The organism is Pararhizobium sp. DWP1-1-3, from assembly GCF_049896125.1.
Lineage (GTDB): Bacteria > Pseudomonadota > Alphaproteobacteria > Rhizobiales > Rhizobiaceae > Pararhizobium.
Genome location: NZ_JAFCTR010000009.1, coordinates 218,700 through 237,409 on the forward strand (window position 1 = coordinate 218,700; position 18,710 = coordinate 237,409).

Consider the following 18,710-nt stretch of genomic DNA (forward strand, 5'->3'; position numbering starts at 1 on the left):
AAGATTATCCGGCTACAGATGCGTGCTCGCTACCGGCCTATCAAGCGACGTTGCGCAAGGCCGGGTCGGGGATCGGCACAGCTGCCATCAGCGCCCGCGTATAGGCGTCCTGCGGATTTTCGAAGACCGACCGGCGCGATCCCATTTCGACGATGCGGCCGGAGCGCATGACCGCGACATTGTGCGACATGCGCTCGATCACCGCCATGTCGTGCGAGATCAGCAGATAGGCAAGCCCCATCGTCTCCTGCAGCTCCAGCATCAGGTCGAGCACGCGGGCGCGCACCGAGACATCCAGGGCTGCGACGCTTTCGTCGGCGACGATCAGTTTTGGGCCGAGCGTCAGCGCCCGGGCGATGCAGATGCGCTGGCGCTGGCCGCCTGAAAATTCGTGCGGATAGCGGCTGGCGGCATCGGGCTGCAGGCCGACGCGGCGCAGGAGTTCCGCCACGCGGTCGTCGCGCTCGCCCTTGTTGGCGAGGCCATGGATGATCAGCGGTTCGGCGATGGCGGCGCCGACCGCCATGCGCGGATCGAGCGAGGCGTAGGGATCCTGAAAGATCATCTGCGCGCTGCGCCGCACCGGACGCATCTGCCGCTGGCTGAGGCCGCCGATATTCTGGCCGTCGATGACAACGTCGCCAGTAAAGGGAATGAGGCCGAGCACGGCCTTGCCGGTGGTGGATTTGCCCGAACCGCTTTCGCCGACGAGGCCCAGTGTCTGGCCGGGCAGGATCTCGAAGGAGACATCGCTGACCGCGGAAGCGGGCGGCGTCTTGCCCGAGAGCCAGCCGGTCGCCTTGCCATAGGTGACGTCCAGCCCGCGCACGGTCAGCACCGGTGTGCGATCAAGCGGCGGCGCATCCACCGCTGCGGGGCTGATACGCGGCGGGCCATCGGTGCCGGCATGGGCGCCGAGCCGGGGCACGGCGGCCAGCAATTCCTGGGTATAGCGTTGCGTCGGGGCGCTGAAGATCGGCAGGGCATCGCCCTGCTCGATGATGCGGCCGGCTTGCATGATGACGACGCGGTCGGCCATCTGCGCGACAACGCCCATGTCATGGGTAATCAGGATGATCGAGGCGCCGAATTCACGCTTCAGCTCGTCCATCAGCTTAAGGATCTGCGCCTGTACCGTCACGTCGAGCGCCGTCGTCGGCTCGTCGGCGATCAGCACCTTTGGACGGCAGGACAGCGCCATGGCGATCATCACCCGCTGGCGCATGCCGCCGGACAGTTCGTGCGGATATTGTTTCAGCCGCTTGGCAGGCTCGGTGATATGGACGGCATCGAGCATGCGCAACGCCACGGCCTCGGCACTATTTCCTTCGGACGCCTGATGCTCGCGAATGGCTTCGGTCAGCTGCGCGCCGATCGACATCACCGGATTGAGCGAGGTCATCGGCTCCTGGAAGACCATGGCGATATCGCCGCCACGGACGCTGCGCATGGCGCTGTTGGACAGTTGCGACAGTTCCCGGCCTTCGAGCGCGATGCTGCCGGAGGCGATCTGCAGCGACGCCTTCGGCAGAAGCCCCATGATCGCCAGCGACGTCACCGATTTTCCCGATCCGCTTTCGCCGGCAATGCAGAGCGTTTCCCCAAGCTTCAGATCGAAACTGACGTCGTCGAGAACGCGCCGCCGGCCTTCCGGTGTGCGCGCATCGACGCAGAGCTTGCCGACGGTGAGGACCGATGGGGAAACGGGGGAAGGTGATGTCACGCGAACACGATCCTCGGGAAATAGAAGGAGACGACCCAATTGGGCATATCGACGATCTCGCTGATTCTGAGATCGCCGCAGACCGAGCAGAGCAGATAGGCATCGACGGGGTTCATGCCATGTTCGGAACCGAGCAGATCGATCATCCGCATCAGCGCTTCGCGGGCGCCGGTCATCAGGTCCGGGCCGATGCCGGTCGTCACCTCGTAGCCCATGCCGTCGAGATGGCGGGTGACGGGTCCGGTGGTGGTGAAGCGGGGGCTTTGCAGGCGCGCGTCCTTGACCAGCTCGATCGTCGCCTCGACTTCCATCTGGCTCTCGATCGCGGTGCCGCAGACTTCACCGTCGCCCTGGGCGGCGTGGGTGTCCCCGATCGAGAACAGCGCGCCCTCGACTTCGACCGGCAGATAGAGCGTCACGCCGGAGGTCAGGTCGCGGATATCGAGATTGCCGCCGACCCGGCGCGGCGGTACGACGGAATGCAAGCCGGGCTCGGCCGGGGCAACGCCGATCGTGCCGGCAAAGGGTTTCAACGGCACCTTGCCGCCCGGGCCATAGAGCGACGGCGCCATGCTGTGCGGATCGTAGGACCACATATGCAAAGCCGGTTCCTTGAACTGGTCGGCCAGCAGGCCAAAGCCCGGAATATTCGCGGTCCAGCCGACACCGGACGGGATGAAACGGCGGATCGTCACCTTCAGCGCATCGCCGGGCTTGGCGCCTTCGACATAGACGGGGCCGGTGACAGGATTGATCTTGTTGAAATCGAGCCCCGCCAGGGTTTCGAGCGTCGAACCGGCACCGAGCTGGCCACCGGAGGAATCCAGGCATTCGAAATGGATGGTCTCACCGGGCTTGGCGATGAGAGCGGGTTCGAAATCCTTGTTCCAGCCGAAATTGTGCTGGGCGCGGTGGATGGTGTGGGTGCAGGCGACGCACATTGGTTGTTCTCCCTTAGAAGAGCGGTTTGCCGGATTGTCCCGAACCTCCGCATATCGGTGTTCTTGGTCTGCAGTGGCGGCATGCTCCCTCTTCTCCCCAACGGGGAGAAGGTGGCCCGAAGGGTCGGATGAGGGGGAGCCAAACACTCTGAACGTGCCGTGCCGCCCCCTCATCGCCCGCATCCGCTGTCACTTCTCCCCGTTGGGGAGAAGTGACAGCGCCGTACCGCCATCCTCAATAGCCGTTCCATGGCTCCGATTTTCACCAGGCCATGGTGCGTTTTCGATTATTCGTCCTTCACGAAGATCGCGTCGTAGTTGATGACGCGGGTCGGATCGATGTAGATATTGCCGTCACCGCCCATGCGCGGCGACTTGGCGACGACGCGGCGTTCGTTGGTGAGGGGAATCCACGGCGCATCCGTCATGATATCGGTGAAGATCTTGCCCCATTCGGCCTGACGCTCGGCAGCCTTGGCCGGGTCCGACATCGAATCGGCGGCAATCGCGCGGGCGTCGAGGTCCTTGTTGCAATACCAGGACCAGTTCCAGCCGCCCTGGACAGCACCCGAGCAGCCGAGGATCGGGCCGTAGAAATTGGACGGATCCGGGAAGTCGGCGATCCAGGCCATGCCACCCGACCAGATCATCGGTGCTTCGCCTTCGGTACCGCCGGCGGCGATCACGTTGGCCTGGGCCAGAGCGCGAACCTCGGCCTTGACGCCCACAGCGGCCAGATCCTGCTGGATTGCCTGGGCGATGCGCGGCTGCGGATCGGTATTGGTCGAGTAGAGGATCGTTTCGAAACCATCCGGGAAGCCGGCTTCCGCCAAGAGCGCCTTGGCCTTTTCGACGTCGAAGGCATAGCCGGTGAAGGCTTTGTCATAGCCCGGCATCAGCGGCGGCAGCGGCTGGTTGGCAGCCGTTGCGCGGCCGTTGAGGATGCGGGTGATGCGCTCTTTGTTGATGGCCATGTTGAGGGCCTGGCGGACCTTCACGTTGTCGAACGGAGCGACCTTGGTATTGAGTGTGATGTAGCCGGTATGCAGCTGGGCGCCATCGACGATGATCTCGGCACCTTCAGGCGAGTTTTTGATCTCAAGGAATTTTGCCGGCGGAACACCATCACCAGCGATATCGACTTCGCCCTTCTGCAGGCGCAACAGCGCTACCAGCGGCTCCTGGCCGACTTCGACGGTGAACTTGTCGATATGTGGCATGTCTTTGACGAAATAATCCGGGTTGCGCTCGAACACGAGACGCTGGCCGATGGTCCATTCCTTCAGCACGAACGTGCCCGAACCGACCGGCTTCTTGCCGAAATCGCCGGCCGCTGCCTCGACGGCTTCCTTGGGTACGACGGAGGCGAAGTTGATGGCGAGAACGTGCAGGAAGGTGGCGTCGGGACGCGACAACGTGAAGACGACGGTCTGATCATCCGGTGTGGCAATGCCGTCCAGCGTCGTCGACGTACCGCCGGTGACCGCGTCAAAACCCTTGATGGCGCCGAAGAAGCCGGCACCCGGGCCTTGCGTCTTCGGATCGACGGCGCGCTCGATCGAGTATTTGACGTCCGAGGCGACAAGTTCACGGCCATTGGTGAACTTCACGCCCTTGCGCAGCTTGAATGTGTAGGTGAGGCCATCGGGTGAAACGGTAAAGCTTTCGGCCAACGATGGGATCAGGTCCGGCGTGCCGGGCGTATAGTCCATCAGCCGCGAATAGAGGCTCTTGATCATCGACCAGTTGACCCAGTCATAGCCGATCGCCGGATCGAGTGTGGCAATGTCGTCCTTGTAGGTGATGACGATATCGCCGCCCTGCTTGATGGCATCCTGCGCGAAGGCGGGCAGCGGCGTGAAGGCAAGCGCCATCGCGATTGTCGAGTGTCTAAGCCAGCGTTTGAACATTTTTGAGTTCCCCTTTTTGGTTGCTGATTTGGTTAGCGCGCACGAATGCGCGGATCGATGAGTGGTGCGATCAGATCGGCGACGAGATTGCCGATGACGATGGCGAGCGCCGAAACCAGCGTCACGCCCATGATGATCGGGATATCGACCTGCTGGATTGCCTGCCAGGCGAGCTGGCCGATGCCGGGCCAGCCGTAGACGGCCTCGACCACCACGACGCCGCTCATGAACTGGCCGATATCGATGCCGATCATCGCAATGATCGGTAAAAGCGCATTCGGCAGCGCATGGCGAAAGACGATGCGGGCAGAGGACAGGCCCTTGGCGCGGGCGGTGCGGACGTAATCCTGATTGAGCACGTCGATCATCGCCGAGCGCACCATGCGCGCATACCAGCCGGCCCCGAGAATGCCGAGCGTGGTGGCCGGCAGGACGACATGGGCAAAGGTGCCGAAGCCGCTCATCGGGAACCAGGCGAGCGTGACTGCGAAGACATAGAGAAGCAGAAGGGCCGCGACGAACTGCGGCGCCGACACGCCGACGAACGAGGCCATCATCACGAACCGATCGACCGGCCCGCCACGGCGCACCGCCGCGATGACGCCGAGCAACAGGCCGAGCACCACCTCGACGAAGATACCGGCTGCCATCAGGATCAGCGTGGCCGGAAGCCGGGCCGCGATCAGCGCGCCGACATCGGTTTTCTGCGCATACGAGCGGCCGAGATTGCCCTCGGCAAGGCCCTTCAGGTAATTCCAGAATTGCGAGAAGAGCGGCTGGTCGAGGCCGAGTTCATGGCGGATATTGGCGACCGTCTGCGCCGTGGCACTGCGGCCGGCGATCATCCGGGCGGGATCGGCGGGCAAAGCGTAGAGCAGAAGGAAGGTGATGGCCGCGACGCCGAAAAGGATCAGCGCCGTCTGGACGAGCCGCCGCAGGATCAGAAAGATCATCTCAACCCCTTCCGCGCTGGGTCGGGTCGAGAATATCGCGCAGCGCATCGCCGACCAGGTTGAAGGAGAGCGCGGTCAACAGAATGACGGCGCCGGGAATGAACACCAGCCAGGGGGCCGCCTGGAAATAGCTCTGGCTTTCGAAGATGATATTGCCCCAGGAGGGCGTCGGCGGCTGTACGCCGATGCCCAGGAAGGACAGGGTTGCTTCCAGAAGCACGGTGGTGGCAATGCCGAGCGTGCCCCAGACGATCGCCGTCGGCATCAGATGCGGCAGGATGTGATGGAACAGGATGCGGATATGGCCGGCCCCCAGCGACCGTTCGGCCAAGATGAAATCGCGCTCCACCAGCCCGCGCGTTTCGGTATAGACGATGCGGGCGACCTGCACCCAGTTGACCAGCGCGATCACCATGGCAACGATCCAGAGACTGGGGCGCAGGAGAGCCGCCAGCACGATGGCCAGAAGCAGAGCCGGAAACGCCATCATCAGATCGGTGAAGCGCATCAGCGCATTGCCGACGAAACCGCGCATATAGCCCGACAGGATGCCGATCAGCAGGCCGATCGTCACCGCGATACCATTGGCGACGAGGCCGATGATCAGCGATGTGCGGGCACCGTAGAGAAGGCGGGAGAACAGGTCGCGGCCGAGCGTGTCGGTGCCGAGCAGGAACTGGGCGCTGGGCGGCATCGGTGCGCCTTCCAGCGTCAGGCCATCGAACATCTGTTCATCGGGGTTGTAGGGCGCAATCAATGGCGCTGCGACCGCCATGAAGATGACGAGGGCGACGATCGCCAGCCCGAACAGCGCCGACGGCTGACGGATCATGCTTTTCAGGATGCGCATCAACCGGCCTCCGGCATTGGCTCGGCGCCACCGAGGATGGAAGCGGCGACCTGCTCCATCGGCATCCGGCGCCGCATCGCGCAATTGCGCAGGATCGTATAGGCGAGTTCCTCGTCGACGTGACGCTCGGCAATAATCCGCTCGACGGCGGCATGGACCAGCGGCCGCAGGCGCACGCGCTCTTCCAGATGATTCAGCTTGTCGATCACGGCCTTACGTTCGCGGTGAATGCCGAGCGCCATGACCAGAGCGGGGTAAACGGCCGAAGAGGCCAGCGGCTTGGCGATGATGGCGCCGACACCCTGTTGCATCGCCCAGGCAATCCGGCCGGGCGCTTCCGAGCCGAGCAGCGCCACCAGCGGGCGGGGCGCACTGCCGCCGCTCCATGGCAAAAGACCGTCCCAGCCTTGGTCGGCATCGACAAGTACGAAATCCGGCAGGTCGGTGGCATCGAGCGGCTGCCATTGAACCATCACCTGGAAGCCGATGAGCTTCAATTGCCGCGTCAGGCGTTCGGTGGTGTTGTCTTCCCGGTGCAGGACCGTGGCGCGCCAGCCGGTGAAATTCGGTGTTTCCCTCATGACACGACCCTCAGCTGTGCCGGCGGACGCGTGCGTCGGCCGGTGAGATAAGGATCGGCAGCGATGGCCGGCTGCGAGGCGATGATATCGAAACCCCCCTCATCATTGATCCGGCCGAGATGGAAGGGCAGGGCCGCATGACGCGTATCGGGATTGATCAGGATTGGACCAAGGACGGTTGGCAGGGGTGCTGCCGACAGCTGACGCGCGACGGCGGTCGGATCGTCCGTTCCGGCTGTGATGATGGCTTCAGTGCAAAGCTTGACCGAGGCATAGGCGCTAGCAAAAACGCTCGAAATACGCCGCTGGCTGCCGAACTTGGCTGCCACCTGCGCCTTGAAGGTGGCATTTTCCGGGGTCGCCACCGTATCGAAATAGGCGGCCGCGCAGAGCTGGCCGGTGGCGACACCGAGGCCGATATGGGGGAGTTCGCTTTCCTGCAGGTCGCAGCTGACGACCGGACAATTTTCCGGGAGGAAGGCCGGATTGCGCGCCCCAAGCGCGCGGATGGCGGCGAGAAAGGCGTAACTGGACGGGCCGATGAAATTGTTGAGGATGAAGCTCGGGCGGCGCTGCTCGATATCGAGCACGATGCGCTCGACTGCGGTTTCCTCCAGCGGCAGGTAGCGCTCGCCGAGCACCTCGCCGCCGGCGTCCTCGATCAGCTCGCGGGCCAGCCGGTTCATCTCCCAACCCCAGACGTAGTTCGCGCCGACCAGATAGGGACGGCGGCCGAAGCGCGGGATCAGATAGTCGAACAGCGGCAAAAGATGCTGGTTGGGACAGCCGCCGGTATAGATGACATTGTCATTGGCTTCGAAGCCCTCGTAGGGGCACATGTACCAGAGCAGGCCGTCATGTTTTTCGACAAGCGGAATGACCTCCTTGCGGGCGAGCGAGGTAATGGTTCCGATAATATGCCGGCAGCCGTGATCGCGCAGCATCGCTCGGGCACCTTCGAGATAGGCGGCGATATCGGCATGGGGATCGATGGTGACCGGCTCGATGGCATTGCCATGGACGGCGCGAACTTCCTCGATCGCAAAATCGGCGCCGTCGCGCGCGTCGCGTCCGATCTCGGCATAAGGGCCGGTCGTCGAATAAAGGATGCCAATCCGTACCGCGTTTTTCATCAGCCCGCCAAAAACCAAAAACCCCACGACGCCGTGCCCATCTGAGATGGGAGCATCGTGGGGCCAAACTGCCCAGCGACCATAAGGTCATATCAAGGAAACTGCTTAATCCGTTGGCAGGATTAAAATACGGGCATTGCTGTCATGTCAAGCGCGATTCGCATGGCGACAACGCCTTCGGATTGGAGGTAAATCACTGATTCGCTCATGAGGGCCTTCCGGTCAAGCAGCGCTGCGGCCTTACAATACTGCGCGGCGGCCGATCGCCCGGCAAGATTCGTGCGCATTGCGCCGTTTCGACGTCCTTCACGAAAACGTCAAGCCATCCCGCTTGCGGTTCAGGGTAAAGGTCCCTAACTGAACGATCTGAGATGTTACCGGTCACACCCTCTGTGGTTTGTGAACCGGCTTCCATGCACATTTAAGGTAGTGAGGGTACTCACCATCGGGCATCTCAAGCCGTTGCGTTTCGGCAACACTCAAAATCACAACCTGCAATTATGACAGAACATGACTGTAATTTTGATTGTTACAGTTCTTCGCCCATGTAATCTCGGCGTGCGGTTTCGGCCGCTGCCATTGGGGCTTGAATCGATATTTGGGGTGGGGGACGCTGATTTTTCAGCCACGAAAACCTGTGCCCAATCGAAACTTGATTGGATCCGAAATGACTATGAAGGCTATTCTTTTTGCCTCTGCTGCGGCCTTGACCACAGCAAACGGCGCATTTGCCGCCGACGCTATTGTTGCTGCTGAACCCGAGCCGATGGAATACGTTCGCGTCTGCGACGCGTTCGGCACCGGCTACTTCTACATCCCGGGAACAGAAACCTGCCTGAAAATCGGCGGTTACATCCGTTTCCAGACCGACTTCGGTCGCAATGAGTCGGGTTCGTCTGACTGGAACACCTTTACTCGCGCTCAGCTTGAGTTCCAGGCAAAGAACGACACCGAATTCGGTACGCTGACGAGCCTTGTTGCTCTGCGTACCAATGCCCGGAATTCCTCGGGTTCTTCGGACAACAACACCTTCCTCGACCAGGGTTACATCGAAATCGCCGGTCTGCGCGTTGGTATGCAGTACAGCTGGTGGGATGACGACTTGAGCGGCGAAACCGATGCTATCGCCAGCAACGAAACCCGTCACAACGCCATTCGCTACCAGTACGAAACCGATGCTTTCAAGGCCGGTATCGCCGTGGAAGAGCTGGAAGACAGCTACAACACGAAGCCGGGCGAAGGCCCGAACAATGTCGGCATCACCGGTCAGGTTTCCGGTACGGTCGGCGCTGTCACCGGTTACCTGCTTGGCGGTTATGACACGGATACCGAAGAAGGCGCTGTCCGCGCGATCATCTATGCGGATCTCGGCCCAGGCCAGCTCGGCATCTACGGTGCTTATGCAACCGGCGCCAACTACTACTACGAAGAATCCGAATGGACGGTTGGCGCTCAGTACGAACTGAAGGTCAACGAAAAGTTCGCAATCACGCCAGGCGTTCAGTATTTCAGCAATATTGCCCTGAGCAGCACCGGCAACGGCTTTGGCGGTGGTGATGCCTGGACCGGCGGCGTAACGGTTGATTACAAGATCACCGACGGTCTCCGCAGCAAGGTGAGCGTTCAGTATCACGACGAAGACGATGGTGATGACGAAGTGTTCGGCTTCGTGCGCCTGCAGCGCGATTTCTAAATCGCCGTTTGATATCCGGCTAGCCGCGCAAAGGCCCGGCTAGCCAACGGTTCGTCACGGATTTGACTGACCTCCGATCAGTGACGGGGACGGTCCGGCTCCCTCCGGCCGTCCCGCACGGCCGCATTGCGCGGCGTCTCAGGGCGCAATCGCCCTTCCCATCGGACACTTGCCGCCGTCGATATGCGCCAGTTCCGATATGGCATCCTCGACGGATTTTTCCCCCAGAAGACCAAGCAGGGCTTGCTCCGCTTTTTTGCTGAGCTTTGCCGACCATTCATTCATATTGCTTGAAATGAAGCACTCGGCGGGAATGTCGTCGCGCGTGCCCCAGATTTTCTTGTCCGGCATCACCGCCAGGTAAATCTCGCTCAGATATATCGCCTCCGCAGGCCGCCCGAGCCTATAACCACCCTGATATCCTTCCGAGGATACGAGGATGTTCTTCTGCATCAATGGCGCAACCAGTTTGCGCACAAGACTGGGCCTGGCATCGAGCTTCGCTGCCAGTGCATCGCTCGTCGAGCGCGTGTTGTTCTTTTCATTGACGGCGACTGTAATAATGATCTGCAGAGCCGAAGAGAAGCGTGTGTCCATCATGAGGGCACATACTACTGCACACTTTTGAAAAAACTAGATGATTAGTGCGGACATAGTAAAACTCTCCCGCGCGTTAACGCCAGAGGCATCGTCTTCAATAAAACTGCACCCGCCGGATCGGATCGCCAATCGTTTCGGGAGAATACGGCTCGGATTACATCGGCGCCGCTGGTGACGAACAAATGGGATTTCGGAAATGCGATTTCAATAGAGGTAATCCTCATATTGAGGGTGCCTCAGCGAAATTTGTATTTGCTGCATCTGGGGCATCGCCCTTTCGTGTCCGCTGCACCGTCGCTTCGAAATCGCAGATTCGCGGCCTTTCGCCGAGGATGCTGCAGCCGTAGGTGTTCAAGTAAATCATGAACGTGCGAGTTTCGGCAATGGAACTCGAAGTCCATGTTGGGCAGGCAGCTTCTTCTACGGTGAGGTCGAAGGCAGGAGTTTCACGATGTCCTGCCCGCCCGCCAATAGGCGACTACGAGATGCTGGTCGTTGTTCAGTTTCCAGGTTTGGCGTGCGAACTGCCGGATGGTTTTGAAGGCATTGAATTCGCAGGCGGCCCAAAGGTAGATGGTTTGGTCGCCCTGGGGCCTGGGCGTTTCGCTTACCGCTTGGACAAGGAGCGTGCCGGGGCTCTCTTCGTTGCGGATCAACCATTGAATATCGACATCGGCAGGCTTCTGCAGGTTCTGGATTTCGGCAGCGCCGGAAATTTCGAGATAGGCGACCCCGGCTGCATCGGCCGGCAGGTTTTCCAGCATGCGGGCGATGGCTGGAATAGCGGTCTCGTCGCCGGCAAACAGATACCAGCTCGCATCGACAAGTCCGCCACCGCCGGGGCCGAGTACGCCGACTTCCGTGCCGATGGTGACGGTCTCGGCAAAGCTTGATCCCGGTCCGGCATCGGCATGCAGCACGAAGTCGATATCGATTTGTCTCGTTTCCAGGTTCACCGAACGCACGGTGTATTTTCTCATGGACGGTTTCAGGTCCGGCCGTTCCCACTCGATGATGCCGCTTGCCCCGACGAAGGGCCATTGCGGTTCCGCAAGACCGGGCTGCTGGATCAGCAGATTCAGATGCAGGGCGTCGAGGCGCGCGAAACGCGACGCGTTCTCGCAGTGGAAGGTGATGCGGCGCACATGCTGTGTCACATCCCGGCAGCCGGTAACCGTCAGAATCTGAAAATTCGGCGGCCGCGCCGTATCGTCATGGTCGCCGCTCCAACTGATCGCCGGCGCGGCTTCCCCTGCGAATTCGAGGATGTGCGATGCAACGGTCATGCGCGCGAAATAGAGGTGTTCGAAGTCCGGTGCTTGGATAACCACACGCGTCAGTGCCCCTTCAGCAGAGAAGCGGGCGCTGCAGCCGGACAGGCGCAGCAGCACGTCGCCGGCTTCCTTGCTGATTTTGGCATTGTGTTCGAGCATGTGATTGCAGAGTGCAGCAATCACGGCCTCTGGATCGGCAAGGTCGATGAGCGTCTGTGCCGTATAGGTCCGACCATCCATTCACCCGTCCTCTTATTGCGGCAAACGCGAAGCGTCGAAATCCAGCCAGAAGGTGCCCTTGAGCGGCACGCTCAGAAACCGCCTGTTGATCTCGGCCAGGGTCTCACTGGGGTCGATATCCTCAAAGAGCTCCGGGTGAATCCATTTCGCGTAGCATTCGAAGACCAGAATATTGAGAACCGAAATCGAAAGCTGATGGGAGAGCGCATGAGCCCGACCCTCGCGCACGGCCGTCAGGTTGGCCCGCACATCGTTGGTGACGACATGGGCGAAGGACTGGGCTGCCGCCTCCGCGCCAACGTCACCGCCGAGCACGAGGCCACCCTGCGCTGCAAGATGCGGGCCGCCGGTGGCAATATAGACGTCCGGATCCTTCTCCATCACGAACTCGGCGCTGAGCCTTCCGTCATAGCCGGGCATATCGGCGCCGATGCTGTCGCCGCCGGCCAGCCGCAGATAGTCCGTCATCCGGTTTTCACGCCCCGGCGTCGAACAACAGATGGCACCGGCATGGGCATCGACCAGAACGGACTTGCGGGCAATCCCACTGGTGCGCCCGGTAATGCGCTGATAACGCGGCCGGAGGAATTCGCCGAACGTTCGGGCTTCGGCCTCACGGCCAATGACCTTGCCGAGAAGTTCCAGTGAAAAGATGGTCGTGTCCGCTGGTCCGCCGTGCTTGTTTTGCGGGCCATCGAGAAAGACGACGGGCACGCCGGCGGATTCCAGCGTCGCGGCGATTTCCATCCAGCCCTGGTCCCAGATGGAAACGATAAAGACATCCGGACTGACGGCCAGGATCGCTTCCGGCGAGGTTGTCGACGCCATCACACCGCCGGCGACGGGAATGGCGTCGATGGCCGGGAAGCGCTGTTTGAGGTCGTTATAGTAGCCCCGATCGATCCGCTGCGGCGCTGCCCAGCCGGCGATACGGGAGATCGGATCGGGCTCGATCAGCGCCAGCGACAGCAGGAGCAGGCTTTCATTGGTGGCGATACGCTCAGCCGGTTTGGCAAGGCGCACCTCCCGCCCGGCCGCATCCGTGAACCGGATTTCGGCATGCGCAGGCGGTGCAAGGAGAAACGAGAGAGCACCGAACGCGACAAGCGCGAAGAGGGCGGCCAGCAGACTGGCAGCCCTCTTCCTGACGATCGCTGGCTGGACGGTTACCATGTGTATTTCAGGCTCGCCGTAACGGCCCGGCCTGCGCCGTAGTTGCAGCTTCCGCCTGTCATGTTGAGGCAATGGGAGACATATTCCTTGTCGAAGAGATTGGTGACGTTGACGCGAAGCGTCGTTCCGGCAAACGCCCTATCCATGGCGCCGAAATCATACTGGGCGCCGATATCGACAAGTGCCCGGCCGGGAATGCGCAGCGCCTTCAGGTAACCGGCGTCCGTCTGGTAGGGGGATGTCATGCGCACGCCGGCGCTGAGTGACAGGCCTTCGACCGCAGCCGGATGATAGTTTACCCAGACGCTGGCCTGATGCTCCGGCAGGCGCAGCATTTCGCGGCCTCTGGCGATGGCGCTCGTGCTTTCCAGCACTTCGGAATGCGAAAAGGCATAGGCTGCGAGCAGGTCGAGCTCCGGCGACACCTCATACTTGGCTTCCAGCTCAAGGCCGCGCACGCGCTGTTTTCCGGTCTGGACATTGTAGAGCGCACTCGTGGGGTCCGGTGTCAGGCCGTTCTCCAGCGTCAGGTCGAACAGCGAGGCGGTGATCATGCCGTTGCCGCCCGGCGGCTCGTATTTCACGCCGATCTCGTATTGCTCGGCCTTCTGCGCCTCGAACGGCGTGCCGGTCTGGCTGGAGCCAAGTGCCGGCAGGAAGGTGGTGGAATAGCTGACATAGGGAGCGATGCCAGTGTCGAACAGGTAGGTGAGACCTGCGCGCCAGGTCAGTTCCCGGTCATCATTGGAAACAGCCGGTGACCCGGCAAGCATCCGGTTCTGCGTATCGATGTCGGAAAGATCGTAGCGCAGCCCGAAAGTGCCGATCCAGTTGTCATAGCGGATCTGGTCCTGGACATAAAAGCCGATCTGGCGCTGTTCCTGCAGTCCTGAACGCTGGATGGCCGGCTTGGGGATGGAACCAGCGCCATAAACCGGGTTGAGATAGTCGAGCGGCGGCACACCGGCAACACCGTTGCCGAAATTGGTGGAGGAATTCGCACTCAGATAGTCGATCCCGAAGAGAGCGGTATGATCGAAGGCGCCGGTATCGAAACGCGCTTCAAGTTGGGTGTCGACGTTGAAGCTCGAAACCCAGTCGTCGGAAACGGCCGAGGCGCGGTTTAGCGTATGGCGGTCCGGCTGATAGGCGAAGGCCGGGTTGACCAGCACGAGGAACATGTTCTGGTCGGAGCGGCCGTAGCGCAGGTTCTGGCGCACGGTCCAGGTCTCGTTGAATTCGTGGGAGAACTCATAGCCCAGCGCGTAGAAATCACGCTCGAAGACGCTGGCGTCGGGATCGCCGAGAAATAGGTCGCGCGGGATCTGTCCCAGCGGGTTTTCGATCAAGGTACCGATCGCCGGATAAAAGCGCGGGTTGAAATCTTTCGGCCGGTCCTTCTGGTAATAGCCGTAAAGTGTCAGCTCGGTCTGGTCGGTCGGCGCCCAGGTCAGGCTCGGCGCGAGCATCAGCTGGCGCTCGCGTTCCCGGTCGATCTGCGTGCCCATGTTCTTGCCAAGGCCGGTCAGGCGGTAGGACCAGTCGCTGCCCGCGCTGACAGGACCGGTAAAGTCGAACGTGCCCTGGATACCCCCATGCGAGGAAGTCTCGATACCAAGTTCGTTGCGGCTTTCCTGTTGCGGCCGCTTGCGGACTTCGTTGACGAGGCCGCCCGGGATCGAGCGGCCGTAAAGCACCGAAGCCGGACCCTTGATGACGTCGATGCGTTCGAGCGCGTAAGGATTGATGCTGGGCGTCGCATAGTTGTTGGGGTCGCCGGGCAGCACCAGTCCGTCCAGCCAGACCGTGCCGTAGGTATTGAAGCCGCGGATGTAGAGCCAGTCATAGCGAATGTCATAGCCGTTCGGATCCGACAGAATGCCCGGTGTGTAGCGCAAAGCCTCCGGTACCGTATTGGCGCCCTGCGCATCCATCTGGTCGCGCGTGACGACGCTGACGGCCTGCGGCGTTTCCAGTAGCGAAGTGTCGGTCTTGGAGCCGCTCAATGTTCGTTTGGCGACGATGCCCTCGTTAGGTCCCTTCGGGTTGTCCTTGCCGTCTTCGACAGTGATCTTTTCGAGCGACGTGGCGGGGCCGCCTTCCTGAGCAAGGACCGGTCCGCAAAGGCTGACGAGACCGTAAATCATGGACGAGGCCAGCAAAATCTCTTTGCGTTTGGGGCTGATCGCCCGCTTCAAGGACCTTGCCCGATAATTTTCGCCCAACGCCGTCTTCTGCCCACCGCTCATCAGCCCGTCCCTCACGCAATCATCTCTGATAAACTTGACCAGTTAAATCAAGTTAAGATATTGCTTTAGGACACTTGTCCCACGATCGGCAACGAAGCGACCTTTGCGCATCGCGCAGATAGGTTTGTTCGCCGCCAAAGTTTTTGTCCGGCAGCAGGCGCAAGGCGGGTGGTAAGGTTCCCGGTGCAAACCGGGGACATGATGCGTTTCGAAGGTTTGGCGATGACCTCCTCCACGATCCAACCAGATGTCGAAGCCGGCTACGGGCAACACGGCGCGGCCAAGCGGCTGCGCGTGCGGGACTTTCTGCGTCAGGATGGCGTCGTGCTCGAAAGTCCGGATGACCAGCTCTTGCCCGACGATACGCTGATAAGGGGTGAATTCCTGCATCGGGAACTCCGCCGCGGGCTCGTGCTGCATGTCAGCGACGCGATCGAGGAACGGCCGTTCACCGCGACATCGCAGCTCGGCGAAGAGCTATCGTGCATCTTCTTTCTCGACGGCAATATCGACCTTGCGATTGGCGACCGCCGTTTTGCGTTCCACGCCCAAAAAGGAGCTGCAAGCGGCGTTGCGATCATGAATGCCAACCCGGAGAGTTTTCAGCGCGCCTCGCACGGGCGCCAGCATTTACGGCATCTCGTTGTCTCGGCGACGCCCGAATGGCTGCATCTCGATGCTCTGGAGGAGATTGCTGATACCAGGGGCGGCGAACGGTTGATGCGTGAGCATCTGGCCGAGCATCGCTGGATGCTGACACCGCGGATGACGGAGCTGGTCCGGCAGATCTTTGCGCCAATGCCGCTTCTGCCGGCATTGCGCGACCTTTACCTTGAAAGCCGGGCTGTGGAGCTTGTCGCCGAAACGATGGCGGCGGTTCTCCATGCCAGCCGTCGGGCGCCGGGAGGCATGCTGCTCACCCGTCAGGACGCCGTCTGCCTGGAGCGGGCAAAGGATTACATCACCGCCCACTGGGCCGCTCCGCTCAATGTCGATATGATCGCCCGCGCGGCCGGCGTCAGCGCCAGCGGCCTGCAGCGGCTGTTCCGGATTTCTGAAAGCCAGAGCATCTTTGAATATGTCCGCACACTTCGGCTGGAGCGCGCTTTCGCGGCCTTGGGGAGCGGCGAGGTGACGGTGCAGGAGGCAAGTGCCATTGCCGGCTACTCAACGGCGGCCAACTTTGCAACCGCCTTCCGCCGCCAGTTCGGCACCACCCCGCGCCATGTCATGCTGGCGCGCAAGGGCTGATGTTTTGCATTGCAATGCCTGCCGGAAACGCCGAATCCCCGAAACGAAAAAAGCCCGGCGAACCGGGCTTTTTTGATCTTCAGAACTGCCTGAGCAGTTGTGAACATGAAATTGGTGCCCAGAAGAGGACTCGAACCTCCACACCCTTTCGAGTACCAGCACCTGAAGCTGGCGCGTCTACCAATTCCGCCATCTGGGCGACGAGCGGGGGTGTACGGGCCCCACGCTTTTGTGTCAACAGGGTTTTTGAAGTTTTCTTGAAAATGCGCAGGAAAGTTGAGCAAACCGTTGAAGGGCAATGATTTTCCACAAAACGATTTTGCCGCAACTCCTGTAATCAGGCTTTGCCGTGTCGCTGGCCAAAGGCACGGATGCAAGCCAACCCCTGTTCGAGCACCCGCTTTGCCTGATCGGCGGTTTGCGCTTCGGCATAGCAGCGCATTTCCGGCGCATTGCCCGAAGGACGGAAGTGAACGACGCTGCGATCGGTCAGCGTCACGCGCAATCCGTCGATGTCGCTGAGCGATTCCGGTTTTCCGATCGGAGCCAGAAATTCGGCTATATTGTCCGGTCCCGACCGGAGATAGCGCATCAGCGCAGCGCTGGTTTCCAGTGGAAAATTCTCGATCCGGTCGCTCAGCGCCACCGGCAGCGCAAAGTCAGCCGCAAGCGCCGAGAGAGGCCGGTGGCCGCGTGCGGCAAGCGAAAGTACCGCGAGCACCGGCAGGAAGCTGTCGCGTGTCGGCAGGGCTCTGAGCGTGGTGCCGTTGAGCATAAAGTCCGTGGCGGTCAAGGTGCCGCCATTGGCCTCGAAACCGACGACGCCGGTTTTCCCATTGCGCACAGCCTCCGCCATACCCTCGATGACAAAGGGCGAGCCGACGCGGGTGCGCAGGATGGATAGGCCTGGTTGGCGCTCCAGGCCGGAATTGGAGGTAACCGGTGTGACGGCAACTGTAGCACCGGTAAACTCTGCCGCGATCAGCCCCAAAAGGTCGCCGCGCAAGGGCAGGCCGGTTTCGTCGCTGACCAGCGGACGGTCGCCGTCGCCATCGGCCGAGACGATCGCGTCGAGCCTATGCTCGGCGGCCCACGCCTTGAGCATATCGACGGTTGCGGGCGACACGGCCTCGGTATCCACCGGAATGAAATCGGCCGAGCGGCCGAGTGGCACGACATCGGCGCCGTAGCCGGTCAGCACTTCGACGAACAGGTCACGCGCCACCGTGCTGTGCTGGTACACCCCGACTTTCAGGCCCGACAGAGCGCCAGCGGGAAGAATTCCGGCGTTGCGGGCGAGGAACAGGGCTTCGGCCTGTTCGGAATGATCGGCCGCCGGTCCCGGCGTCGCATCGACCGGGACGGACCGGGCCTTGAGTGCGCCGGCCTCCCTGCCGATCGCATTCTCGTCGATTTTGGAGATCTCGCCGTCGGGGCGGTAGAACTTGATGCCGTTGCGATCAGCGGGAATGTGCGAGCCGGTGATCATCAATGCAGCGGCGCCGATCTCCAATCCATAGAGTGCCAGGGCCGGCGTCGGGACCGTCCCGCAATCGAGAACGGTCAGTCCGGCGCGGCTCAAGGCACCGGCGCAGATCGCCGACACGTCCGGACTGGACGCGCGAAAGTCCCGGCCAAGGAGGATCGGATCCCCGGGTTTGGCCTGTCCGGACGCGATGAGGTAGCGGGCAAACGCCGTGGCGTAGATGGCGGCAGGGGGGCCGTTGAGATCGATGGAAAGGCCGCGCAGGCCGCTGGTGCCAAATTTCAAACTCAATCTATCCTCCGTCTCGCCGGCAGGCAGGCGCGTGATTTACAGGCAATATTGGCACATTCTACCGATTGTGAAGAGCTGGACGTGAAACGTGCCAAATTTCCAGCCTATGACATTAAAGCACGAATAATCAAAATACCGGGCGCTGTGTGCACCGCGCCTACATTCCATCGGCGAACTGTGTCCCTGTCGGATAGCCCAGGCTACACGATTTGCCGCTCCCCTCAATCGTTAAGGGACGTATATCACGGCCGTGAATCCAAGTTAACGGTCAAGCGGCGATGATATCGGCCATGTATTGAGGGTTTCGTCCGGCTTTGTTTCGTCTCAGTTTGATGCTTCGCTTGTCTTTATGGCTTCGAACC

14 protein-coding genes and 1 tRNA gene are annotated in these 18,710 nt (G+C 61.3%); 2 read left to right on the plus strand and 13 right to left on the minus strand.

The window, feature by feature from the left end; translation table 11 throughout:
• Positions 1-40 precede the first annotated feature (40 nt).
• The 7 genes from ACP7BS_RS19285 to ACP7BS_RS19315 form a co-directional block, all read right to left on the minus strand.
• The gene (locus tag ACP7BS_RS19285) at positions 41-1,723 is read right to left on the minus strand and encodes an ABC transporter ATP-binding protein (RefSeq protein WP_426239402.1); all 1,683 of its coding nucleotides are present in this window, start codon (positions 1,721-1,723) and stop codon (positions 41-43) included.
• Positions 1,720-2,664: an acetamidase/formamidase family protein gene (locus ACP7BS_RS19290; RefSeq protein WP_426239403.1), complete on the minus strand. Its 945-nt coding sequence runs from the start codon at positions 2,662-2,664 to the stop codon at positions 1,720-1,722. Before ACP7BS_RS19290 ends, ACP7BS_RS19285 begins: the two co-directional genes overlap by 4 nt.
• A 287-nt stretch (positions 2,665-2,951) precedes the next feature.
• On the minus strand, positions 2,952-4,574 hold the full coding sequence (locus tag ACP7BS_RS19295; protein ID WP_426239404.1) for an ABC transporter substrate-binding protein: 1,623 nt from the start codon (positions 4,572-4,574) through the stop codon (positions 2,952-2,954).
• A 32-nt stretch (positions 4,575-4,606) separates the two neighbouring features.
• Positions 4,607-5,527, minus strand: a complete 921-nt coding sequence (locus ACP7BS_RS19300) for an ABC transporter permease (protein ID WP_426239405.1) — start codon at positions 5,525-5,527, stop codon at positions 4,607-4,609.
• Between the two features lies 1 nt (position 5,528).
• A complete protein-coding gene (locus tag ACP7BS_RS19305) occupies positions 5,529-6,377 on the minus strand; it encodes an ABC transporter permease (protein ID WP_426239406.1) in 849 nt (282 codons plus the stop codon).
• Positions 6,377-6,958 (minus strand): ANTAR domain-containing response regulator, encoded by a 582-nt coding sequence (locus ACP7BS_RS19310; protein WP_426239407.1) that lies wholly within the window; start codon positions 6,956-6,958, stop codon positions 6,377-6,379. The genes ACP7BS_RS19305 and ACP7BS_RS19310 overlap by 1 nt, the downstream gene beginning before the upstream one ends.
• A complete protein-coding gene (locus ACP7BS_RS19315) occupies positions 6,955-8,091 on the minus strand; it encodes a transporter substrate-binding protein (protein WP_426239408.1) in 1,137 nt (378 codons plus the stop codon). The genes ACP7BS_RS19310 and ACP7BS_RS19315 overlap by 4 nt, the downstream gene beginning before the upstream one ends.
• Positions 8,092-8,758: 667 nt before the next feature.
• Here ACP7BS_RS19315 and ACP7BS_RS19320 point away from each other — a divergent pair.
• Positions 8,759-9,784, plus strand: a complete 1,026-nt coding sequence (locus ACP7BS_RS19320) for a porin (protein ID WP_426239409.1) — start codon at positions 8,759-8,761, stop codon at positions 9,782-9,784.
• Between the two features lie 138 nt (positions 9,785-9,922).
• Here the strand turns inward: ACP7BS_RS19320 and ACP7BS_RS19325 are convergent, their stop codons facing one another.
• From ACP7BS_RS19325 to ACP7BS_RS19340, 4 genes are all read right to left on the minus strand, one after another.
• Positions 9,923-10,384 carry an RrF2 family transcriptional regulator gene (locus ACP7BS_RS19325; RefSeq protein WP_426230960.1) on the minus strand — a complete coding sequence of 154 codons (462 nt, stop codon included), beginning with the start codon at positions 10,382-10,384 and terminating at the stop codon, positions 9,923-9,925.
• Positions 10,385-10,830: 446 nt separating this feature from the next.
• Positions 10,831-11,898: a DUF2218 domain-containing protein gene (locus ACP7BS_RS19330; RefSeq protein WP_426239410.1), complete on the minus strand. Its 1,068-nt coding sequence runs from the start codon at positions 11,896-11,898 to the stop codon at positions 10,831-10,833.
• 12 nt (positions 11,899-11,910) lie between these two features.
• Positions 11,911-13,071 (minus strand): ABC transporter substrate-binding protein, encoded by a 1,161-nt coding sequence (locus ACP7BS_RS19335; protein WP_426239411.1) that lies wholly within the window; start codon positions 13,069-13,071, stop codon positions 11,911-11,913.
• Positions 13,065-15,320, minus strand: coding sequence for a TonB-dependent siderophore receptor (locus tag ACP7BS_RS19340; RefSeq protein WP_426239412.1), 2,256 nt, complete (start codon positions 15,318-15,320; stop codon positions 13,065-13,067). Before ACP7BS_RS19340 ends, ACP7BS_RS19335 begins: the two co-directional genes overlap by 7 nt.
• 198 nt (positions 15,321-15,518) lie before the next feature.
• On the opposite strand from ACP7BS_RS19340, the gene ACP7BS_RS19345 reads away from it, so the two are divergent.
• A complete protein-coding gene (locus ACP7BS_RS19345) occupies positions 15,519-16,571 on the plus strand; it encodes a helix-turn-helix transcriptional regulator (protein WP_426239413.1) in 1,053 nt (350 codons plus the stop codon).
• Positions 16,572-16,683: 112 nt separating this feature from the next.
• Here the strand turns inward: ACP7BS_RS19345 and ACP7BS_RS19350 are convergent.
• A tRNA-Leu gene (locus ACP7BS_RS19350) sits at positions 16,684-16,770 on the minus strand.
• A 138-nt stretch (positions 16,771-16,908) separates the two neighbouring features.
• Positions 16,909-18,348 carry a phosphomannomutase gene (locus ACP7BS_RS19355; RefSeq protein WP_426239414.1) on the minus strand — a complete coding sequence of 480 codons (1,440 nt, stop codon included), beginning with the start codon at positions 18,346-18,348 and terminating at the stop codon, positions 16,909-16,911.
• Between the last annotated feature and the right edge of the window lie 362 nt (positions 18,349-18,710).

Excerpts from the sequence above, each read along its gene's own strand:
- ACP7BS_RS19335 (WP_426239411.1), bottom strand. The coding sequence starts at position 13,071 with ATGGTAACCGTCCAGCCAGCGATCGTCAGGAAGAGGGCTGCCAGTCTG.
- ACP7BS_RS19340 (WP_426239412.1), bottom strand. The coding sequence starts at position 15,320 with ATGAGCGGTGGGCAGAAGACGGCGTTGGGCGAAAATTATCGGGCAAGG.
- ACP7BS_RS19305 (WP_426239406.1), bottom strand. The coding sequence starts at position 6,377 with ATGCGCATCCTGAAAAGCATGATCCGTCAGCCGTCGGCGCTGTTCGGG.
- ACP7BS_RS19315 (WP_426239408.1), bottom strand. The coding sequence starts at position 8,091 with ATGAAAAACGCGGTACGGATTGGCATCCTTTATTCGACGACCGGCCCT.
- ACP7BS_RS19295 (WP_426239404.1), bottom strand. The coding sequence starts at position 4,574 with ATGTTCAAACGCTGGCTTAGACACTCGACAATCGCGATGGCGCTTGCC.
- ACP7BS_RS19325 (WP_426230960.1), bottom strand. The coding sequence starts at position 10,384 with ATGATGGACACACGCTTCTCTTCGGCTCTGCAGATCATTATTACAGTC.
- ACP7BS_RS19345 (WP_426239413.1), top strand. The coding sequence starts at position 15,519 with ATGATGCGTTTCGAAGGTTTGGCGATGACCTCCTCCACGATCCAACCA.
- ACP7BS_RS19330 (WP_426239410.1), bottom strand. The coding sequence starts at position 11,898 with ATGGATGGTCGGACCTATACGGCACAGACGCTCATCGACCTTGCCGAT.
- ACP7BS_RS19310 (WP_426239407.1), bottom strand. The coding sequence starts at position 6,958 with ATGAGGGAAACACCGAATTTCACCGGCTGGCGCGCCACGGTCCTGCAC.
- ACP7BS_RS19290 (WP_426239403.1), bottom strand. The coding sequence starts at position 2,664 with ATGTGCGTCGCCTGCACCCACACCATCCACCGCGCCCAGCACAATTTC.
- ACP7BS_RS19320 (WP_426239409.1), top strand. The coding sequence starts at position 8,759 with ATGACTATGAAGGCTATTCTTTTTGCCTCTGCTGCGGCCTTGACCACA.
- ACP7BS_RS19300 (WP_426239405.1), bottom strand. The coding sequence starts at position 5,527 with ATGATCTTTCTGATCCTGCGGCGGCTCGTCCAGACGGCGCTGATCCTT.